The organism is Anaerophaga thermohalophila str. Valhall (assembly GCF_000250735.1).
In the GTDB taxonomy this organism is placed as follows: domain Bacteria; phylum Bacteroidota; class Bacteroidia; order Bacteroidales; family Marinilabiliaceae; genus Anaerophaga; species Anaerophaga thermohalophila_A.
On sequence record NZ_AHZV01000078.1, the window covers coordinates 13,317 to 30,950 of the forward strand.

A 17,634-nucleotide genomic window follows, 5' to 3' on the forward strand; every position below is an offset into this window, starting at 1 on the left:
TTATGTACTTTTGTCAGCTTCTTAAATATGTCAGTACCTCTAAAACATTGCTATTGACTATTGACTATGGACTAAAAACTATTGACTAAAAACTACTGACTAAATTACTTATATCTATAAATCTAACGATTTATTGCTATATCATTTCATATTTATAGCAAATGCACCTGAAACTCGTATCTTAATGTAGGTCATCACTATCTCCTTCAGTCTTTCCAGCTATCATCTAACCATCTAAACCTCTGCTCTTTGCCTTTCTACCCTTCTACCCTTCTACCCTTCTGCCTCACCTTTCTAACTTTGCCCCATGCTCTCTGCCCTCTGCCCTCTGCCCCTTACCTCTGCCTGTGGGTTCCTTTCATCGATCCAATTCAATAGCTGCCAGAATAAACGGCGCAATGCCTTTGGGATCGTTATCCACCTGGGTTTCGGTGACATAATACTCAAAAGAGCCGTCGCGATAAGGATTACCTCCCAATCCGCATCCGCCGCATATATGATGCATTGTAACGAGGCCATTTTTATCAACGGTAATAAGATATTCAATAATTCCGTCGAAAACATCATTGGCCACATTCAGGTAGGCTTTGTCGAGATAACCTTTTTTTGCTCCTTTAGCAAAAGCATATGCAAACATGGCACTTCCCGAACCTTCGATATAATTTCCTTCCCGGTCGCCAAGATTCAACACCTGATACCAAAGGCCGGTTTCTTCGTCTCGAACTTTAAGTAAGGCTTTCGCTGTTGATTGGAATACAGTAATTATGGAATCACGTTTGGGGTGATTTTGCGGAAAATAATCGAGTACATCAACAATTGCCATCATATACCATCCCATAGCACGGCTCCAGAAGTGCGGAGAATGGCCTGTTTCAGGGTCGGCCCATTTTTGCTCACGGCTCTCGTCCCATGCATGATATAATAATCCGGTTTCTTCATCAACGGTTTTGTTATAGGTCAGTAAAATCTCATGAGCCACCTCGTCGAACCATTCCGGAGCATTGAATTCGCGTGCATATTGAGCCAGAAAAGGCGTTGACATGTAAACCCCGTCAAGCCAAATCTGCCAGGGATAAATTTTCTTGTGCCAATAACCGCCACTTTTGGTTTTGGGATGATTCCGCATCTGCTCCACATGAAGTTCGATGGCTTTTCGGTATTTCGGCGAACCCGATCGTTTGTATACCGTAATAAGATTCTTTGCAGGATTGATACGGTCAATATTGTATTCTTCAGGATTGTATTTCCGAACCGTTCCGGAATCGGTTACAAAGAAATCAACATAATCTTCCATATATTGTGAATATACCGAATCAACATGTCCAAGCTTATCAATGGCTTGTCCCAGCATGGCAACATCGTATTGCCATTTTATGGTTTTGGGATTCTGATAATTTATCAGACTATCGTACCGGCTCATAACAGAGTTGGCCATTCTGACCGACCAATTCTGATTATTACCGGATGATGATTCCTTTTGATGGTTACATCCTGAAGAAGACAGAACCAAAACCATAAGGAAATAAAATAAAGTGGTTCTCATAATCAATAGATTGTTAGATGTTTTAATATCCGTATGTCGACAGAGGAGATGTTACTTTAATAGATAACATTAATAACTTTGGAGTTAATACATTAACGAAACAACATCCAAATACATAATTTACAGAACATTATAGTATTTTCACAAACGACTGCATCAACCCAAAGATAATCATCAGTATCCAAAGTCTATTCCTTCACTAATAATTTCATTGAGATAAACCTCTATGTTTGAATAATTATCATCAAGATCATTCCCCGCAGCATCAGAAGAATCATCAGGATCAAGACCATTTTCTGTTTCCCAGCTGTCAGGCATACCGTCATTATCTCCATCTTCGGGAGCTGTTCCTGTCTCCAGTTCAGGCCATCCTCCAACTGTTTCCTGAGTATCAATAATACCCAGGTTATCCCCATAAGCTCCGCCATAAGTAGCTGTGGTATTGAATACTTCTTCTATAATACGCTCGTCTACTGCATCTCGTAGCAGACTTGCACCACCGTGTTCCAGTATCTCTTCATAAGCTTCGCCTGCAGAAGTGTACTCAACAGGTGTGACATCGAATGACTGTGAAGCAACCAGATCATTTTTGTCGCCACCACTTTTAAGGTCTATTCCAAGCCAGTTATCATCAGTTACTGTTGAGGAGCCATGCACATAATTACCATCTACATAAAACTTTCCGTATGCCTCCTCGTAATATGCCTCAAATATTCTGTCTCTGTGCTCTTCGGTGGCAGGCCCGGGTTTGTAGTAATTATTAATAATATTGTATTCACCTCCTTCGCCTCCATATGCTGAGTTATCTCCCCAATTGTATATAACATTATTGACCATTTCGGCCCTTTCGCGCTCAATACCGTCTCTTACACCATAAAATCGAGGGTTTCTGCTTTTATGATGTGCCAAAAGATTATGATGAAACGAAGCATTATAGCCACCCCACAGTCCGCCATATCCATGTGCTCCTTTACCATGAACCGACTCATTTAAGCTTTCAGCGATGATACACCACTGCATTGTAAAGTCCTCATTATCGTAAAATGAAGCACACTCATCGGTACTCCAACTCATACTACAGTGATCGATAATAATATTTTTGTGTCGACGTCCCCAAATAGCATCTCCCTCAACGGCCTTTACATCACCCATTCTGAATCTTAAAAACCGGATAATCACGTTATCGGCCGAAACTGTAACCGGATAATTGGCAAGGGTTATTCCTCCTCCCGGTGCTGACTGACCGGCTATGGTAACATCACCAATGCTTATTAGCAATTCTGTGTCCAGGTATATTGTTCCGGAGACAGCAAACACGATAATCCTTGGCCCCGACTGCCCGATTGCCCACCGCAATGTGCCTTCAAAAAAGCCATCTTCGAGTGTATTGACAACATAAACATCACCGCCTCTTCCTCCTGTTGTGTACATTCCACCACCTTCGGCTCCCGGGAAAGCTATCGCTGTTTCCGGTTCTTCTTCATCATCGTTATCTTCATCGTTGCCATTATCATTCGGGTCTTCGGTTTCCGGCTCGCCGGGTCCGCTAATTGTTTCTTCTTCTCCACAGCCCGAAAACGCCCAGGTAAGAGACAATACAAGAATGAATATGAAAAATTTTCTAAGCATATTAAAAACCAAAATATTAAAAATAAAACGGAGATACACCCCTAAGAGTGCATCTCCGCAGGTAAAAATTAGTTAACCCAACGAGGATCACCCATAGGTCCGTTATTTTCGCCCATTGTGCGAATATCGGAATTAATGTCGACTGTAAAGTCACCATTCTCGGGATCGGCAAATGGAGTTTCTCCACTTTCGTCGGTAATACAGTTGGTTCCGTTAAATTCTGATTCGGCTAAAACACCGGACATATAGTAGTAATTGTAATCAATTACCGGGAATCCGGCAGCCGGAGAATCCACTCTGAACTCGGCACCTGACCATTCAGTTCCGTCAAAAGTGCCCATTTCAGAGAATACGCAATTCTTAACTGTGGCTTTACTATCCACAACACGGATATATAAGAACCTGTTGGCAGGCATAGCTACATTGTGGAAAGTAGAATTTTCGATATTTACAACTTGTCCGGCAAACCCTGCTATATCATCACAACGCAGGAAATGACGGGTCTGACTGGAATTGAACATTGTTGAATTGATGATAGAAATTTCACTGACTGCACAAGTTCTCAAATCAATAAATTCATTGCTCTCAGTAGTTACGTTTTCAACGATAACATTATCAAATTCAACTTTGTCAAGAGCACCTCCTTCTGTTCCTCTGAGTAATGAACGCTGATAATTTCTGAAGGAACAATTTCTGACAATAAGTTCTCCCTCTGTTACGTCACTTGTAGTAACCCGTGTTGCATAACTCATCAGTTCTTCTGTGTTCACCTCTCCGGTTTCTGTGATAGTATAACCTGTAAAATCAAGGTCTTCAAGAACATAAGAGCCATTGGCATTGATATATATTGCAGCTCCGTAAATCAGAGGTTTATCTGCAGCATTCAATGCTTTAATAGTGGTAGAGCCACTAAGTTCTATTTCATCAGAACTCAGCTTGTATTCACCACCTTCTACAACAAAGGTTCCGGAACCGGCATCATTGATAATGGCAATTAGATCATCACCTTCCTCAATGAGGGTAGCATCACCAATATCAATCTGGGTCTTAAAGGTAATAGAACCCCGCTTGGCCTCACCATTATAAATCTCTGCAACGTACTCGGTTTCACCGGTAAGTCCGTCACAGAATTTTTCCCCGGCAGATTGATCTGCTTCATCCAGCTGGAATTCGATAGATTCGCCACCTTCGACAGGAGTAATAACAATATGAGTAACAGCCTTAACGGGATCCCATGACAGAATAACATCATTGGCTCCTACGTCATCACCCTCGAGCTGATAAAGAATATTTTCTGTTGGTGTAACGAATGTCAGCTCTGCATATTCTGAGTTTCTGGAGGGATCCTCGGCAACGGCCATAATTCTTACAGAATATCTTTCGCCCCCTATAAGGTCGGGAATGACAAGAACCGCTTCTTCTATACCGGTATATGATTCCACGATATTGTCAAATTTTAAGCTATCACGGCTTAAATCAAGATTATAAGAAGCAGCTCCCAAAATTGGCAACCATGATATTTCCACGGTAGTTCCGTCAAAATTGGTAGTTAATTCCACCGGTCTGAACAAGCGTGTTTGCTCGGTACTGACATCATCATCGTCATCACAGGCAGGAAGTACGATCATAGCTGCCATTACCATCAAAAACATTTTTTTCCAAAGATTAATTTTCATAACGACTAAAATTTAGTTAATTAAAATCCGTATTCATTAGTAAATGCACCGTTGGCATCATCAATAACAGGCTGGGCAATAGGCAGGAGATGTCTGTCCGGGTATTGGTCCAGACCACTTGACATTAAATTCAACCAGTTGATGAACTCCTGCTTTTCTTCTTCTGTTCGCCCCGACATCCATTCTACACGGTCAAAATCGGGCATATTAATATCGCCGAGTTCCTCGTCAAGGTTGAGTGTCTCAAAGTTGAGATCCTCGGGATCATCTTCTCGATATTGGTAGTACAAATACTGGGGAACATAATCATATGGGGCTTCTCCATAAACAATTTTTCGGTTCAACTCGCGGGCTTCGGTTATTTTCTCATAAAGCATGTTCCAGCGAACAAGATCAAATTTGCGAATACTTTCACCGCCAAACTCCAGAGCTCTTTCGTCAACGATGGCTTCAAAAAAGTCTTCCGCGCTGGACAATCCGTCGACATAAGCATCTACCTCCTCAGCATGGGCCTCAGCAGGGAAAGCTCTCCGACGTACCTCCTTCAATGCTTCTTTGGCTTCGGCGGTTGGGCCGTTCAATGCATTTTCGGCTTCGGCAAACATCAGCAATACATCGGAATAGCGCATTAAAGTCCAGTTGATACCCGTGAGCAATTTATTTCCTGCATTTCGGTTTGCAGCAATATAAGCATCAGTCATCCATTTTATGCTCCATTTAGCAAAGCGGAATTGTGACGGATCGGTATATATTTCCATCTGTGGCTGTTCGTTGTATGTATAAAAAGCAACGGAAACATATCTTCTGGTATCTTCCGGTTCAAAAGAATAGAGATAATGAGGAAGTGTAAGTGCGCCTCCCTGATTACGTCTACCATACTTTGAACTTGTTTCGTAACGAACCCCGGTATAATAGCCTGCTTCGCCACTACGTGTCATCCCATGGCCAACTTCAAAAAGACTCTCATAGTACTGACGGTCGGGTTCCAACTGATTCTGACGAATGAAAACATCTTTAAATGAGGGATTCAAAGAATGCACACCTTCATCCATTATTTCTTTACATTGATCGCGTGCAATCTGATAATAATCCTCCCAGTTTGAGCCACGCTCCATAGTATTTGATTCAGCTCTGAGAGAGTACCCCCCCCTGTAAAGAGCAACCCTTGCCATCAATCCTTTAACAAAACCTTTGCTGATTCTTTCAGGCGTTCCTGCGTCACTTCGGTCGATCCAGGGAACATATTGCTCGGCCTCCTGAAGGTCTTCAATGATTGACTCCAATATCGCATCGCGATCGGTTTTACCAAGGAAGAAGTTGGAACCGTCGGGCTGCGTAGGTTCTATTTTAAAAGGCACATCGCCCCAAATGCGAACCAAATCGAAATAGAACAGCGCCCGAAGTGTGAGTGCTTCACCATAGTAAGTCCACATTTTGCGTTTGGCCTCTTCGTCATCGCCATCCATTGCCGGACTCTTCGGAACTTCTTCGATAAGAATATTGGCTCTTTCAATAGCTCTGTAAAGTGCATTCCAGGGACGTGTTATTTCATTATTCCCGGGTGTTGCCAGGTAATTTCCGATTCCACGCCTTCCATTGTCGGCATAATCGCCTGTACCAAACGCAACAACCTCGATATCTGAATTCAGGCTTGCGTAAAATGGAATTTTCTGGGAATACATCTCATCAAGGGTCATCAGCGAGTAAATACCGTAAAGCGCATTCAGTGTAAATGCAGGATTCGAAAAAACAACATCGGTGGTATAACTCGATTTGGTTTCGGTCTCCAGCAAATCATCTTCACATGCAGTGAAAACGAAAATACCAAAAACCGTTATCAGAAAATATGTTACTATACTTCTCATAATCAAATAATATTTTTAGAATGTAAGATTAACACCTGCAACAACCGACTTGCTTCTGGGATATGCGGAATAGTCAACTCCGGGAGTAAGCGGAGTGGAACGCCGGGTATCGACTTCCGGATCGTATCCCGAATAATCGGTCAAAGTCCACAGATTATATCCGGTGACATAGAATCTCAGTTTATCTACAAAAAATCTGTCCAGCAACGATTCTGGAAGTGTATAGCCAAGTGTGATATTGTTCAGGCGAAGAAATGAACCGTCTTCTACGGCCCAGGAGTGCAGAACCACCCGGCTCATCATCGGATGCCATATTTTAGAATTCTGATTAAGCATCTGCAAACCTTCAGGGCTATAAACAAAGTCTCCTGTTTCAGGATGAACGGTCGTAAACCTGTCTTCCCAGTTCATCATGCTCAAAAGGTTTCCGTAAAGCCGTGAATCGGGGAAAGAGGTAAATTCAAGCTTATTGGCATTGTATATTTCGTTGCCATAAACCCAGTTAAAAAAAGGCTGAGAAATCGAATCCCTTATAGGTTGCTGTAAGATTAAACCCTCCGGTATGGTCGGGATTAGCATTACCGATGATGGTACGGTCATCTTCGGGATTAACAATATTTCCCTCACCCGAAAGTTTCTTAAACTTCAGAGTTCCGGGTCCAAAATAGCTTGCCCCGATCAGCGTGCTGTTATCAGGAACGCCTTCTTTAAGTGTATATGTTTCTGTTGCCGAATCGTATGTAAAATCACTGTATTTATACATTCCGTCGGTTACATATCCCCACATTTGTCCAACAGGCTCGCCTTCTTTCAGGAGATAATCACCCGTTGGTCCTGAAGAACTTCCATACCATCCCGAGCTTTGGAGGGACATTTTTACATCGCCTAACTCCTCTACCCTATTAATATTGAAAGCTATATTAAATGAAGCTCTGAGCGTGAAATCTCTCTGCTGAATAATATATCCATCCAAAGAAAGTTCAACCCCTTTGTTGGAAGTTTCACCAATATTTTGCATCTGATAATCAAAGCCGGTATTTGTAGGAATATTGGCACGGATCAAGAGGTCTTTTGTCGTATTGTAATAAGCATCGAAAGAACCGCTGATCCGGTTATTGAAGAATCCGAAATCCAAACCGGCATTTCTGGTATAGGTAGTTTCCCACTTTAAATCGGGGTTAGCAATAGTACTTCCCGGAACAAGCTGATTCTGACGCTCTTCATCGATAAAATAAGGCTTATCCCCATCACTTGTGGTATAGAGCATCTTCCACATATCGTTTCCAATGCGGTTGTTACCGGCGGTACCATAACTAAGCCGCAGCTTAAGATTAGAAAGAAGATCGAAACCACTGAGGAAAGGTTCTTCATTGATCCTCCAGGCAGCAGCAACAGATGGGAAATATCCCCAACGGTTACCTTCGGCAAACTTACTGGAACCATCGGCACGCATGGTAAAAGTGAGCAGATATTTGTCCAGGTAATTGTAATTCAGTCGTCCGAAATAAGAGTTCAGCCTGTCTTCGGGCGACTCAAAGGATTCTGTAGGCTGCGGTGTTCCCAGATTCATCATGGCCAGTGCAGCATCAATTGTAACATCATTGGGGAAGAACCTGGATTCCATATCGAGCGACTTAGCTTTGTATGAATAATATTCATGGCCAGCCAAAACACTCAGATTATGCCCGGGCAAAATATCATCCTTTTCATAGGAAACCGTATTGGAGACCCTCTGGCGCAACCCCTCTCGTGTGTCAATGGTTACCATTGGCGTACCGCCACTGTCATTTTTCGACTGGGAAGTTGACGGCCCGTAAAAGCGATCGTCTCTTCTGTTTTCGAACTCTACACCCCAGTCGCTTCTTAAATTCAACCCGTCAATCACCTCATAGCTGACACCTCCATTGAAAGTAATATTCCTGCGATCAGAATTTCTGTAATCATCGTTTACAACATCAACGGGATTATATAGCTGGCTGGCAGCTTCCATGTCGGCATCATAATCAACCGAAGCAAGGAAATCCTGTAGCCCCCTGACCGGGGCATACTTAATGGCATGCCTCAAACGGCTGTTGGTCGAGGAACCTTCGGTAGATGTACCGGCACCGGTAACATTGGTATCGGAAAATCTGGTATTGAAATCGACTGTCAACCGGTCTGTAATTTCACTGTTCAGCTTAAAATTGATGTTGTTCCTGACGTAACCGGCACCAAGCATAATTCCTTCATCATCTGTTCTGGTAAGACTTAAATTATATCTGGTCTTTGATGAACCCCCTGTAACACTCACGTTATGATATTGAGTAGCCGCATCTCTTCCGAATATTTCATCCTGCCAGTCGCGCCCCTGTTGTGCCTTATACAGTTCCAGGTCGCCAAAAACACCATAATATCTTTCAAAATTCCGGGCTGTATTACCGCTCTCACCGGCAAGCTCGTACTGCCATAACACATACTCATAGGGGTCAAGAACATCGAGTGTATTCGAAATTTTCTTAACACCATAATACATGTTGTAATTAACCTTTACATCACCTTCAACACCCTCTTTTGTCGTTATTATAATAACACCGTTTGCTCCTCTGGCACCGTAAATGGCTGTTGAAGACGCATCTTTAAGGACGTCGATTGACTCAATATCGGTAGGAGCAATATCACTAATACTGCTTACCGGAAAACCATCGACAATGTAAAGGGGTGAATTGTCCTGAGTAATAGAGCCACCGCCTCGCACACGAATCTTGATCTCTGCATCGGGAGAACCTTCGGTAGTTGTGATCTGCACGCCAGCCAGCCGTCCGGTAATGGCCTGAGCAGTAGATGTTACAGGAATACCTTGAAGATTGTCGCCCGATACCGAGGCAACAGACCCGGTTAAATCGCGTTTGCGCACCGTTCCATAACCTATGGCAACGACTTCATCCAGGCCTATGGTTTCCTCTTCCATCTGAACGTCAATACTGGTACGGCCGTTAACAGGAACTTCCTGATCGGCAAAACCAATAAAACGAAAAACCAATACATCGTTTTGAATGTCATTGACGGTCAGATTGTAATTACCGTCCATGTCGGTTACCGTTCCGGTTGTAGTACCTTTAATAATAATGTTTACACCGGGTAACGGGTCTCCGTAACTGTCGGTAACCGTTCCCTGAACGGACCTCTGTTGTGCACTACCCGCTGCTGAGAAACAGGCGAATAGTAACAAAACATACATCGTTTTTAATAATAAATTTTTCATCATAACAAATACTGATTTTTAATTGCTGTTTAATTGAATTTTATTATCAGGCACTTTAAATTTTTAAACATTTTCACACTTGCTAAGATATGGCAACACAAACAAGGGGGTATCCGAATAAATATCTAAAATGGTGTTGTAAATTGTTAACGCTAAAGGGTGAGAGATTATCAAAACACTGGTTTTTAATATATTATTTAAAACTATACATACTCCCGATGAAAATTTCGACCCGGAACAGGAGCGCAGGATATAGCGAATCGGGATTCTCTGTTCATAAAGAACATGGCGGATCAGAATCCGCCATATTCCTGAAAAGCATAAGATGATGCTCTATATCTAAAGTAACGGCTTCGCTTGAAGTAAAACTTTCGCTCTTTGGCAGTAAAAGAAAAAAAAAGAGACAAGAGCTCATCATTCTATTCGCACCTGGTCGGGATTAACACTATTCCCTATTTTCAAAGAAGCTTCTATATCTTCGATGCTACTCTGTTGAATTGATACATTCTCAGTTTTATTTCCATAAATTGCTATTGCCGGAATGTCAGGTGTCTCAAACTGAAGCCCGCCAATTTCAATATTTCTTGCATTGAGTAAAGCCAAAGCAGGCCCTTTTTCGACAATTACTTTCACGTTTCGGAAATTTATACCGTCAGCATCAACAATCACGATTCCTTCTTTTCCTCTAAGTAAAGCATTCTCAAGATGTACGTTTTGCAGGTTCATTTCGGGTAATCCCATAAAGAAGCCGGCATTTCCGAAACCATTGGCGCGGATGTTCTTCATGAAAATATTCCTGAACGAAGGCGTTTCTTCGGTCACAGGCTGAGATTCACTCCATTCACCCGATGGAACACTGTTACCACCATCATCCAAAACAGGAGCATTACCCTCATAGAAAAGATTGAAGCGAATGGGTTCGGTAGGAATATCAATCATATCAATATCAGATATGTAAATATTCTCAACTACCCCGCCACGTCCTCTGGTGCTTTTGAATCGAAGACCTGTATCAGTCCCCATAAATGTACACTTGGAAACATGCACGTTACGTACTCCTCCTGACATTTCGCTACCGACAACAAATCCGCCATGACCATGATAAACAATATTGTTTTTCACGATCACATTTTCTGTTGGCATACCACGGCGTCTGCCATCTTCATTCTTTCCGGATTTGAAACAAATGGCATCATCGCCAACATCAAAGCTATTATTGTATATCAGGACATTTTTGCAGGATTCAAGATCCAATCCGTCACCGTTTTGTGAATACCAGGGATTACGAATTGTTAAATTCCTGACAATGATATTCTCACTCATCAACGGATGAATATTCCACGCAGGAGAGTTTTGAAAAGTGGGTCCGTCAAGAAGTACCCCTTTACATTCCTTAATACTAACCATTACAGGCCGTAAAAAATCTTTTACCTTCTCATACTCCTCTTTGGAGCTAAGATCGGGAACATTAAAATTGTCTTTCCCGTCGCCTGCTTTCGACTTTTCCGTCGGATACCATATCTTTCCGTCATCGCTGAGCACACCGCCCGATTCCACAAGATTCTTCCATTGCGAGGCGGTCATTTTACTCTTCTTTACAGGGCGCCAGGCATCACCGCTGCCATCAAATACGCCATTGCCGGTAAAAGCAATATTTTCCAGATTGTGGGCATGTATCGGTGACATACAGCGATAGGTTTCCAATCCTTCAAAACTGGTTTCAATAAGAGGATACTTATCAAAATCAGGACTAAACAATACTACAGCCCCGTCTTCCAGATAAAGATTAATGTTACTTTTCATCTTTATGGGGCCTGTCAGCCATATACCTCTCGATACCACAACCTTTCCTCCCCCATTTGCTGCAACATCTTCAATCGAAGCAGCAAAGGCTTCACTGTTATCTGTCATACCGTCTCCGATAGCACCAAAATCGCTGATATTCACAACATAATCGGGAAATTGGGGCTCAGATATCACCGGCATTTCAAATTCAACATCTTTGTAAATCCATTTTAATGAATTATCCTGCTGTGTACTAACGCCGGAACAGCTTAATACCGGAGTTACCATCAACAATAATAAATTCCACTTTAACCAGTTTCTAAGTACCTTCATTTGTGAAAAATTTTCTAGATTTTGTGATTTATTAGCAACGTATTTAACGGATTAGAGAAGAATTCATGAGATGCAAAAAGAGATTACAATAACACAACCGCAAGATAGACTCAAATCGGCATTCAAGTAAGGGACAAATTGTCAAAAAAAGTTATCTGAATTGCAGCTTTTTATGGGGGATAAATGTTCAGAACACTGATTTTGAAAGTTTTAACACTTAGCCATCCATACTGAACGATTGCTGAAAACAAAAAATTTGTTGCATTTTTGTAAAAAAAATGAAGTAGCAGATATGGATTGAAAAGATAAATTAGATTAACTTTAAAAAGAACACAGTTGTAACTATAAAATAACGTCTTTTTCCAGAATAAAAATGCAGAAACATAACATTTTCCTTTTTGTATTACTGTTGCTCATCATCTTTCCCGGGATAAATGGTCAGGAAATATTCCGATTTGATCATATCAGCACCCGGGACGGGCTCTCTCAGAATACTGTCTCGGCCATGATGTGCGACAAAGAAGGCTTTTTATGGGTAGGAACGAATAACGGACTTAACCGTTATGACGGATACAGCTTTAAAGTTTTCAAAGGAAATACCAATGAGTCGGGAATATTTATCAATAACAGGATAACTGATATTTGGCAGGATGAACAGGATTTTATCTGGTTCATGACGCATGACGGTTATTATCACTATTTTCATCCTACAATTGAAAGAATTAATTCCATTCCCGACTTTCTTGTGAAAGAAGCTAAAGACAACACAATAATCTCAGATATTGAACCATACAATAGCAATGAGATTTGGATTGGACTCCGCTCTTTAGGTATTTACCGCCTTCAATACGATGCAGAGCAAACAGACTATAAGACAACCCGTTTCCTTAACCGGGGCCAGTATGCATTATCAAACAACAATGTATCGTTTGTCAGACGCGACAGCACCGGTAATCTCTGGATAGGGACCCGGAGAGGCATCAATTTTCTGTCGAAAGAAGACATTGAATCCAATACACCGAATTTTCAACATTTTTTTGTGGATTATTCTTTCACCACATTTAGTGAAACCAAAGATGAATTGTGGTTTGGTACCCAAAACAACGGACTGCTGATCAAAAACAAAAGCAACGGGGTTTACACCCAAAAAAACACAGAGACAGAACCTCTGTTTAAGAACAACCACTCATCGCTCCTTTACTTTTCCAAAAAAGAACATTTGTATGCCGCATTTGAAAATGCCGGTTTGTTTTGCTATGATATTTCAAAAAAAGATTGGAAATACATCCGCACAGCAGGAAAAAATATTGACAGAATTTATGAAGACAGGTTCGGCCAAATATGGATTACATCCGACAAGTTCGGGATAGACCGTTATGATCCCGAAACAGGTGAATCGAAACATTACCGGTTATCACCACCCGACAGAGAAAACACAACAGATTTGGAACGACACGTTTTTTTTGAGGACAATAGCGACAACTTCTGGATTGGGTTACACGAGGGAGGGCTTGCACTATATCGACGCAACGAAGACCGCTTCCGTTTTTACCTGAACGAACCTTCAAATCCCAATTCAATTAGTTCAAATATAGTGGCCAGCATCATTCACGACCGTTCGGGTCAGCTATGGCTGGGACTGGGCCAATACCTCGGTGGCATAGAAAGAGTTATTTTGAGGAATCCGGGGTTTACTCATATTCTTCCGCAGCAGGAAATAAAAGAAGTTTCTGATAATATAACACGCTCGCTCCATGAAGATAACGAGGGCAGAATCTGGATTGGGACAAAAGCCGGTCGACTTCATGTTCTGGATTCATTATTTAATCAGCTGGCGGTATATGAAAAATTCAAAACCGATAACGGCTGGGTATCCGGAGCCAATATCTATACCATCATCACCGACCACGATGGGCATATCTGGCTGGGAACAAAAGGCAAAGGTATTCTGGTCAGTAAAAACCGGTAAATGAATACAAAAGTCCGGCACATCTTGATTTCTATAATTATCAACATTCCGAAAACGACTCCCTGAGTGTTACTCATAACAATATTTATTGCATTGTCGAAAACCGTGAGCATGAAATTTGGATTGGCACCTATGGGAATGGTATAAGTCGCGTGGTAACAGATAAAAACGGAAACAGGTATTTTCAAAACATCCATAGTCAGAACAGTAATCTGGGGAGCAACATGGTGCGTCATATACTCTTCGATGCCAGGGGACGAATGTGGGTAGCTACCGGCTTCGGCCTTTATATGCGTGAAAATCCCCGAAAAGGGGATTTCTATAGTTTCTTCTACAACCCCGATAATCCCAACAGCCTAAGCTACAATGATGTCATACACATCCTTCAGGATTCGGATAAAGAATTGTGGTTTGGAACATTGGGCGGTGGCCTTAATCAACTACAAATAATGAATGATTCAGTTGCAAAATTCAAAAGATTCAACAGCAGCAACGGACTAAGTAATGATGTTGTTCTTGCAATACTTGAGGACAATAACGGAAAGCTCTGGATAAGTACTGAAAACGGTCTGAACCGTTATAATAAAACCACCGGCACCATCGAAGTTTTCAACACGAACAATGGACTCAGCTTCAATATGTTCATGGAGAGTACCTGTTTGAAATGTCAAAACGGGACTATGCTTTTTGGCGGATACAAAGGAATAGAGGCACTGAATTGACAAAAAATTACAGGTAAAGAATTACACCCCGAAAATTGAGCTGACCAATTTCCAGTTGTTCAACAAAGACGTTTCGACTCAGGATGAAAATTCTCCGCTTAAGCAAACCATCACTTACACCAAACATCTGACACTAAAACATCAACAGTCAAGTTTTAGTATAGAGTTTTCTGCTCTTGATTTCCAGGACCCCGGAATTGTTCAGTATGCCTATATGCTTGAGAATTTTGACTCCGGATGGAATCAGATAGGCAATCAAAACAAAGCTACTTTCACCAATTTACCTCCCGGAGATTACGTGTTTAAAGTCAAATCGACCAACCGTCTTGGCGGATGGATTGATAACCCGCGCGAACTCAAAATCACTATATTACCCCCCTGGTATAAAACAGACTGGGCTTATGCAGGTTACATTATCGTCTTCATCCTCTTTATTGCCGGAATCAAAAAAATAATCACCAGGATAAACCGCTATCGAAACGAATTGACCGTAGAAAAACGCATTAACGAAGAAAAACTTAAATTCTTTACCAATATCTCGCACGAAATAAGAACACCTCTGACACTCATTTTGGGGCCTTTAGAAGACCTCAAACAAAAAACACGCGACATATCTCCCGAAATTTACCGGGAAGTTATGATCATCCATAAAAACGGGAAACGGATGCTGCACCTGATTAATCAATTACTCGATTTCAGGAAAATTCAGAATAATAAGATGAAACTAAAAGTAGCTCCGCTTGACATTATTAAATTCTGCAGGGAAGTATTTGACAGCTTCCTGCCAATGGCACAACATAAAAATCTGGAACTGGATTTTGTTGCCGACAAAGAAAGTTCTGAAATATGGGCCGACACAACCCAACTGGACGTGGTGCTGTACAACATCATGAGTAATGCCATTAAATTCACCCCTCCCGGTAAGAAAGTAACCATCTCGCTGGAACATATCACAAAAGACAAACTTGCTATATCCGTTACTGATGAAGGGAAAGGAATACCCGAAAGAAACGTGAAAGACCTGTTTACAAGATACACCATTTTAAGCAACAGGGAAGCATCGGGTACAGGAATCGGACTGTCTCTTGCTTATGAGATCACGAGACTGCACGGAGGAGAATTGAAAGTCGACTCGAAAGAAGGAAAAGGAAGCACCTTTAAGATCATTTTACACAAAGGAAGAAAGCACCTCGAAGGCAGAAGTGACATCGAATTCATAGAAAGAACAGATAATCATTTCCACCCCATAACAGAAGATGTAATAGAACCTGAACGGGAGAAAATAACAGTTGTTGAAAACAGCATTCAGGAAAAGAAAGCCACAGCTCTTGTGATTGAAGACAACAGAGAAATATTGAACTATATATGTTCCGCATTAAGCAGGAACTTTTCCACAACAAAGGCCACAAATGCAAGGGAAGCACTTGATATCATTGAAGAAAAGCACCCCGATATTATTATTACAGATGTAATGATGCCGGGAATGGACGGAATGGAACTAACCCAACTCCTGAAGAAAGATTTTGGCACCAGTCACATTCCCGTTATCATGCTGACCGCAAAAACTGAAATGGAAGACCAGATATCCGGTCTGCAATGCGGAGCTGATGCCTATTTGCAAAAACCCTTTAACACAAAATTACTCAACACCATAGCTCTCAACCTGATTGAACAACGAAAACGGATAATTGCAAAATTCCGCGACAACAAAACCATTGACCCCGAAACACTGAAAGTAACAAGTAAGGACGAAGAATTCCTTAAAACACTGGTCTCTTACATCCAGGAAAACTATTCGAAAGAATTTACCATTGAAGAACTGGCCGGGCAATTGTGCGTGAGCCGAACCGTATTTTACAACAAAGTAAAAGGACTCACCGGAATGAGCCCTGTTGAGTTCGTCCGTCAGCTCAAGCTGAAAATAGCGGCACAACTACTCGAAAAAGGATATAATGTTTCAGAGGTCTCCTTTCAGGTAGGATTTAATGATGTGAAATATTTCAGCCGTCAGTTTAAAACATTGTTTGGATATCCCCCCAGTAAACACAAGGTAGAGATGTGAGAATCAATCACATTGACAGACTCTAAAACGCAGGGACGCAATGACGCAAAGTTTTTATTATGATAGATTTGTGTTATTAATCGAGTAAATAATTAATGGTACTATCCCTATTTTAGTGGTTAAAAATTTATATTATATAAAACACTGTTTAAATGTAGTTTAAATATTGCTTTTTTTGATTGATGCAATATAGTTGCTCATTTTTACAGCTAGTTTTTTGCCATTTTCGAAATATTTTCAAATGCATCCTTCGTCAGGTATCCTAATTCTAAAGCTATCTCTGTTTGGCAAACAATCTCCATTAATGAGCTATACGAAACATTAATAAAGTGTATTTTCTCCTGGGAACCATTCCTGCTTGTTCCTTCTGCAATGTTAGATACAACTGATACTGCTGCTCTGTTTATTTGCTGTACAAGAGCATACTTTTCATCTGAAGGAAAAGAACTGCTCAATTTGTAAATATCCTTTACCAACTCTTTTGAAAGCTGATAAATTTCCAACTTCTGAAAACTAAAATACAACATATAAACTACGTTAAACTATATTCTAACCACATATAAACAAATTGCAAGTTATCATTAAATTCTTGGTAGAACCAAATTAATTACCAGACATTTGTAAAAGCTTAAAGGAGTATTTTGTCTATAAACTGCAAAATTTTTCACAATATGTGTGTCTGTTCAGAAAGTGCCGGTTACAAGGCTTGCGAAGCCCCCAAAGACGGAGTTTACTTTTCGTAAATGAGTATTTTGGCGGCGAGTGTAACACAGCAAATGGTACTTTATGGACAGACACTAATTAATGCG

Annotated in this window: 11 protein-coding genes; 3 read left to right on the plus strand and 8 right to left on the minus strand. The window is 41.2% G+C overall.

From position 1 onward, the window contains the following. Positions 1-358 precede the first annotated feature (358 nt). The 7 genes from OQ5_RS0103610 to OQ5_RS0103635 all read right to left on the minus strand — a co-directional run bounded on the left by OQ5_RS0103610 (position 359) and on the right by OQ5_RS0103635 (position 12,072). Positions 359-1,543, minus strand: coding sequence for a glycoside hydrolase family 88/105 protein (locus tag OQ5_RS0103610; protein WP_016776190.1), 1,185 nt, complete (start codon positions 1,541-1,543; stop codon positions 359-361). A gap of 174 nt (positions 1,544-1,717) precedes the next feature. After that, positions 1,718-3,172 (minus strand): pectate lyase family protein, encoded by a 1,455-nt coding sequence (locus OQ5_RS0103615; RefSeq protein ID WP_016776191.1) that lies wholly within the window; start codon positions 3,170-3,172, stop codon positions 1,718-1,720. Between the two features lie 68 nt (positions 3,173-3,240). Continuing rightward, positions 3,241-4,848, minus strand: coding sequence for a DUF5123 domain-containing protein (locus OQ5_RS0103620; RefSeq protein WP_016776192.1), 1,608 nt, complete (start codon positions 4,846-4,848; stop codon positions 3,241-3,243). A 20-nt stretch (positions 4,849-4,868) separates the two neighbouring features. Beyond that, a complete protein-coding gene (locus tag OQ5_RS0103625; protein ID WP_016776193.1) occupies positions 4,869-6,713 on the minus strand; it encodes a RagB/SusD family nutrient uptake outer membrane protein in 1,845 nt (614 codons plus the stop codon). A 15-nt stretch (positions 6,714-6,728) separates the two neighbouring features. Beyond that, positions 6,729-7,313: a hypothetical protein gene (locus OQ5_RS24195; RefSeq protein ID WP_255297369.1), complete on the minus strand. Its 585-nt coding sequence runs from the start codon at positions 7,311-7,313 to the stop codon at positions 6,729-6,731. Next, positions 7,216-9,957 carry a SusC/RagA family TonB-linked outer membrane protein gene (locus tag OQ5_RS20170; protein ID WP_255297367.1) on the minus strand — a complete coding sequence of 914 codons (2,742 nt, stop codon included), beginning with the start codon at positions 9,955-9,957 and terminating at the stop codon, positions 7,216-7,218. The genes OQ5_RS24195 and OQ5_RS20170 overlap by 98 nt, the downstream gene beginning before the upstream one ends. A 411-nt stretch (positions 9,958-10,368) precedes the next feature. Continuing rightward, the gene (locus OQ5_RS0103635) at positions 10,369-12,072 is read right to left on the minus strand and encodes a glycoside hydrolase family 28 protein (protein ID WP_026055096.1); all 1,704 of its coding nucleotides are present in this window, start codon (positions 12,070-12,072) and stop codon (positions 10,369-10,371) included. Between the two features lie 373 nt (positions 12,073-12,445). Between OQ5_RS0103635 and OQ5_RS24200 the strand changes: the two genes are divergently transcribed. The 3 genes from OQ5_RS24200 to OQ5_RS24210 all read left to right on the plus strand — a co-directional run bounded on the left by OQ5_RS24200 (position 12,446) and on the right by OQ5_RS24210 (position 16,825). Further along, a complete protein-coding gene (locus tag OQ5_RS24200; RefSeq protein WP_016776195.1) occupies positions 12,446-14,041 on the plus strand; it encodes a ligand-binding sensor domain-containing protein in 1,596 nt (531 codons plus the stop codon). 152 nt (positions 14,042-14,193) lie between these two features. Further along, entirely contained in the window at positions 14,194-14,763 is a 570-nt protein-coding gene (locus OQ5_RS24205) for a ligand-binding sensor domain-containing protein (RefSeq protein ID WP_255297368.1), read from the plus strand. A 55-nt stretch (positions 14,764-14,818) separates the two neighbouring features. Continuing rightward, the gene (locus OQ5_RS24210) at positions 14,819-16,825 is read left to right on the plus strand and encodes a hybrid sensor histidine kinase/response regulator transcription factor (RefSeq protein WP_016776197.1); all 2,007 of its coding nucleotides are present in this window, start codon (positions 14,819-14,821) and stop codon (positions 16,823-16,825) included. A 209-nt stretch (positions 16,826-17,034) separates the two neighbouring features. On the opposite strand, the gene OQ5_RS0103645 is transcribed toward OQ5_RS24210, so the two are convergent. Beyond that, positions 17,035-17,328 (minus strand): four helix bundle protein, encoded by a 294-nt coding sequence (locus OQ5_RS0103645; protein WP_218054491.1) that lies wholly within the window; start codon positions 17,326-17,328, stop codon positions 17,035-17,037. Positions 17,329-17,634 lie beyond the last annotated feature (306 nt).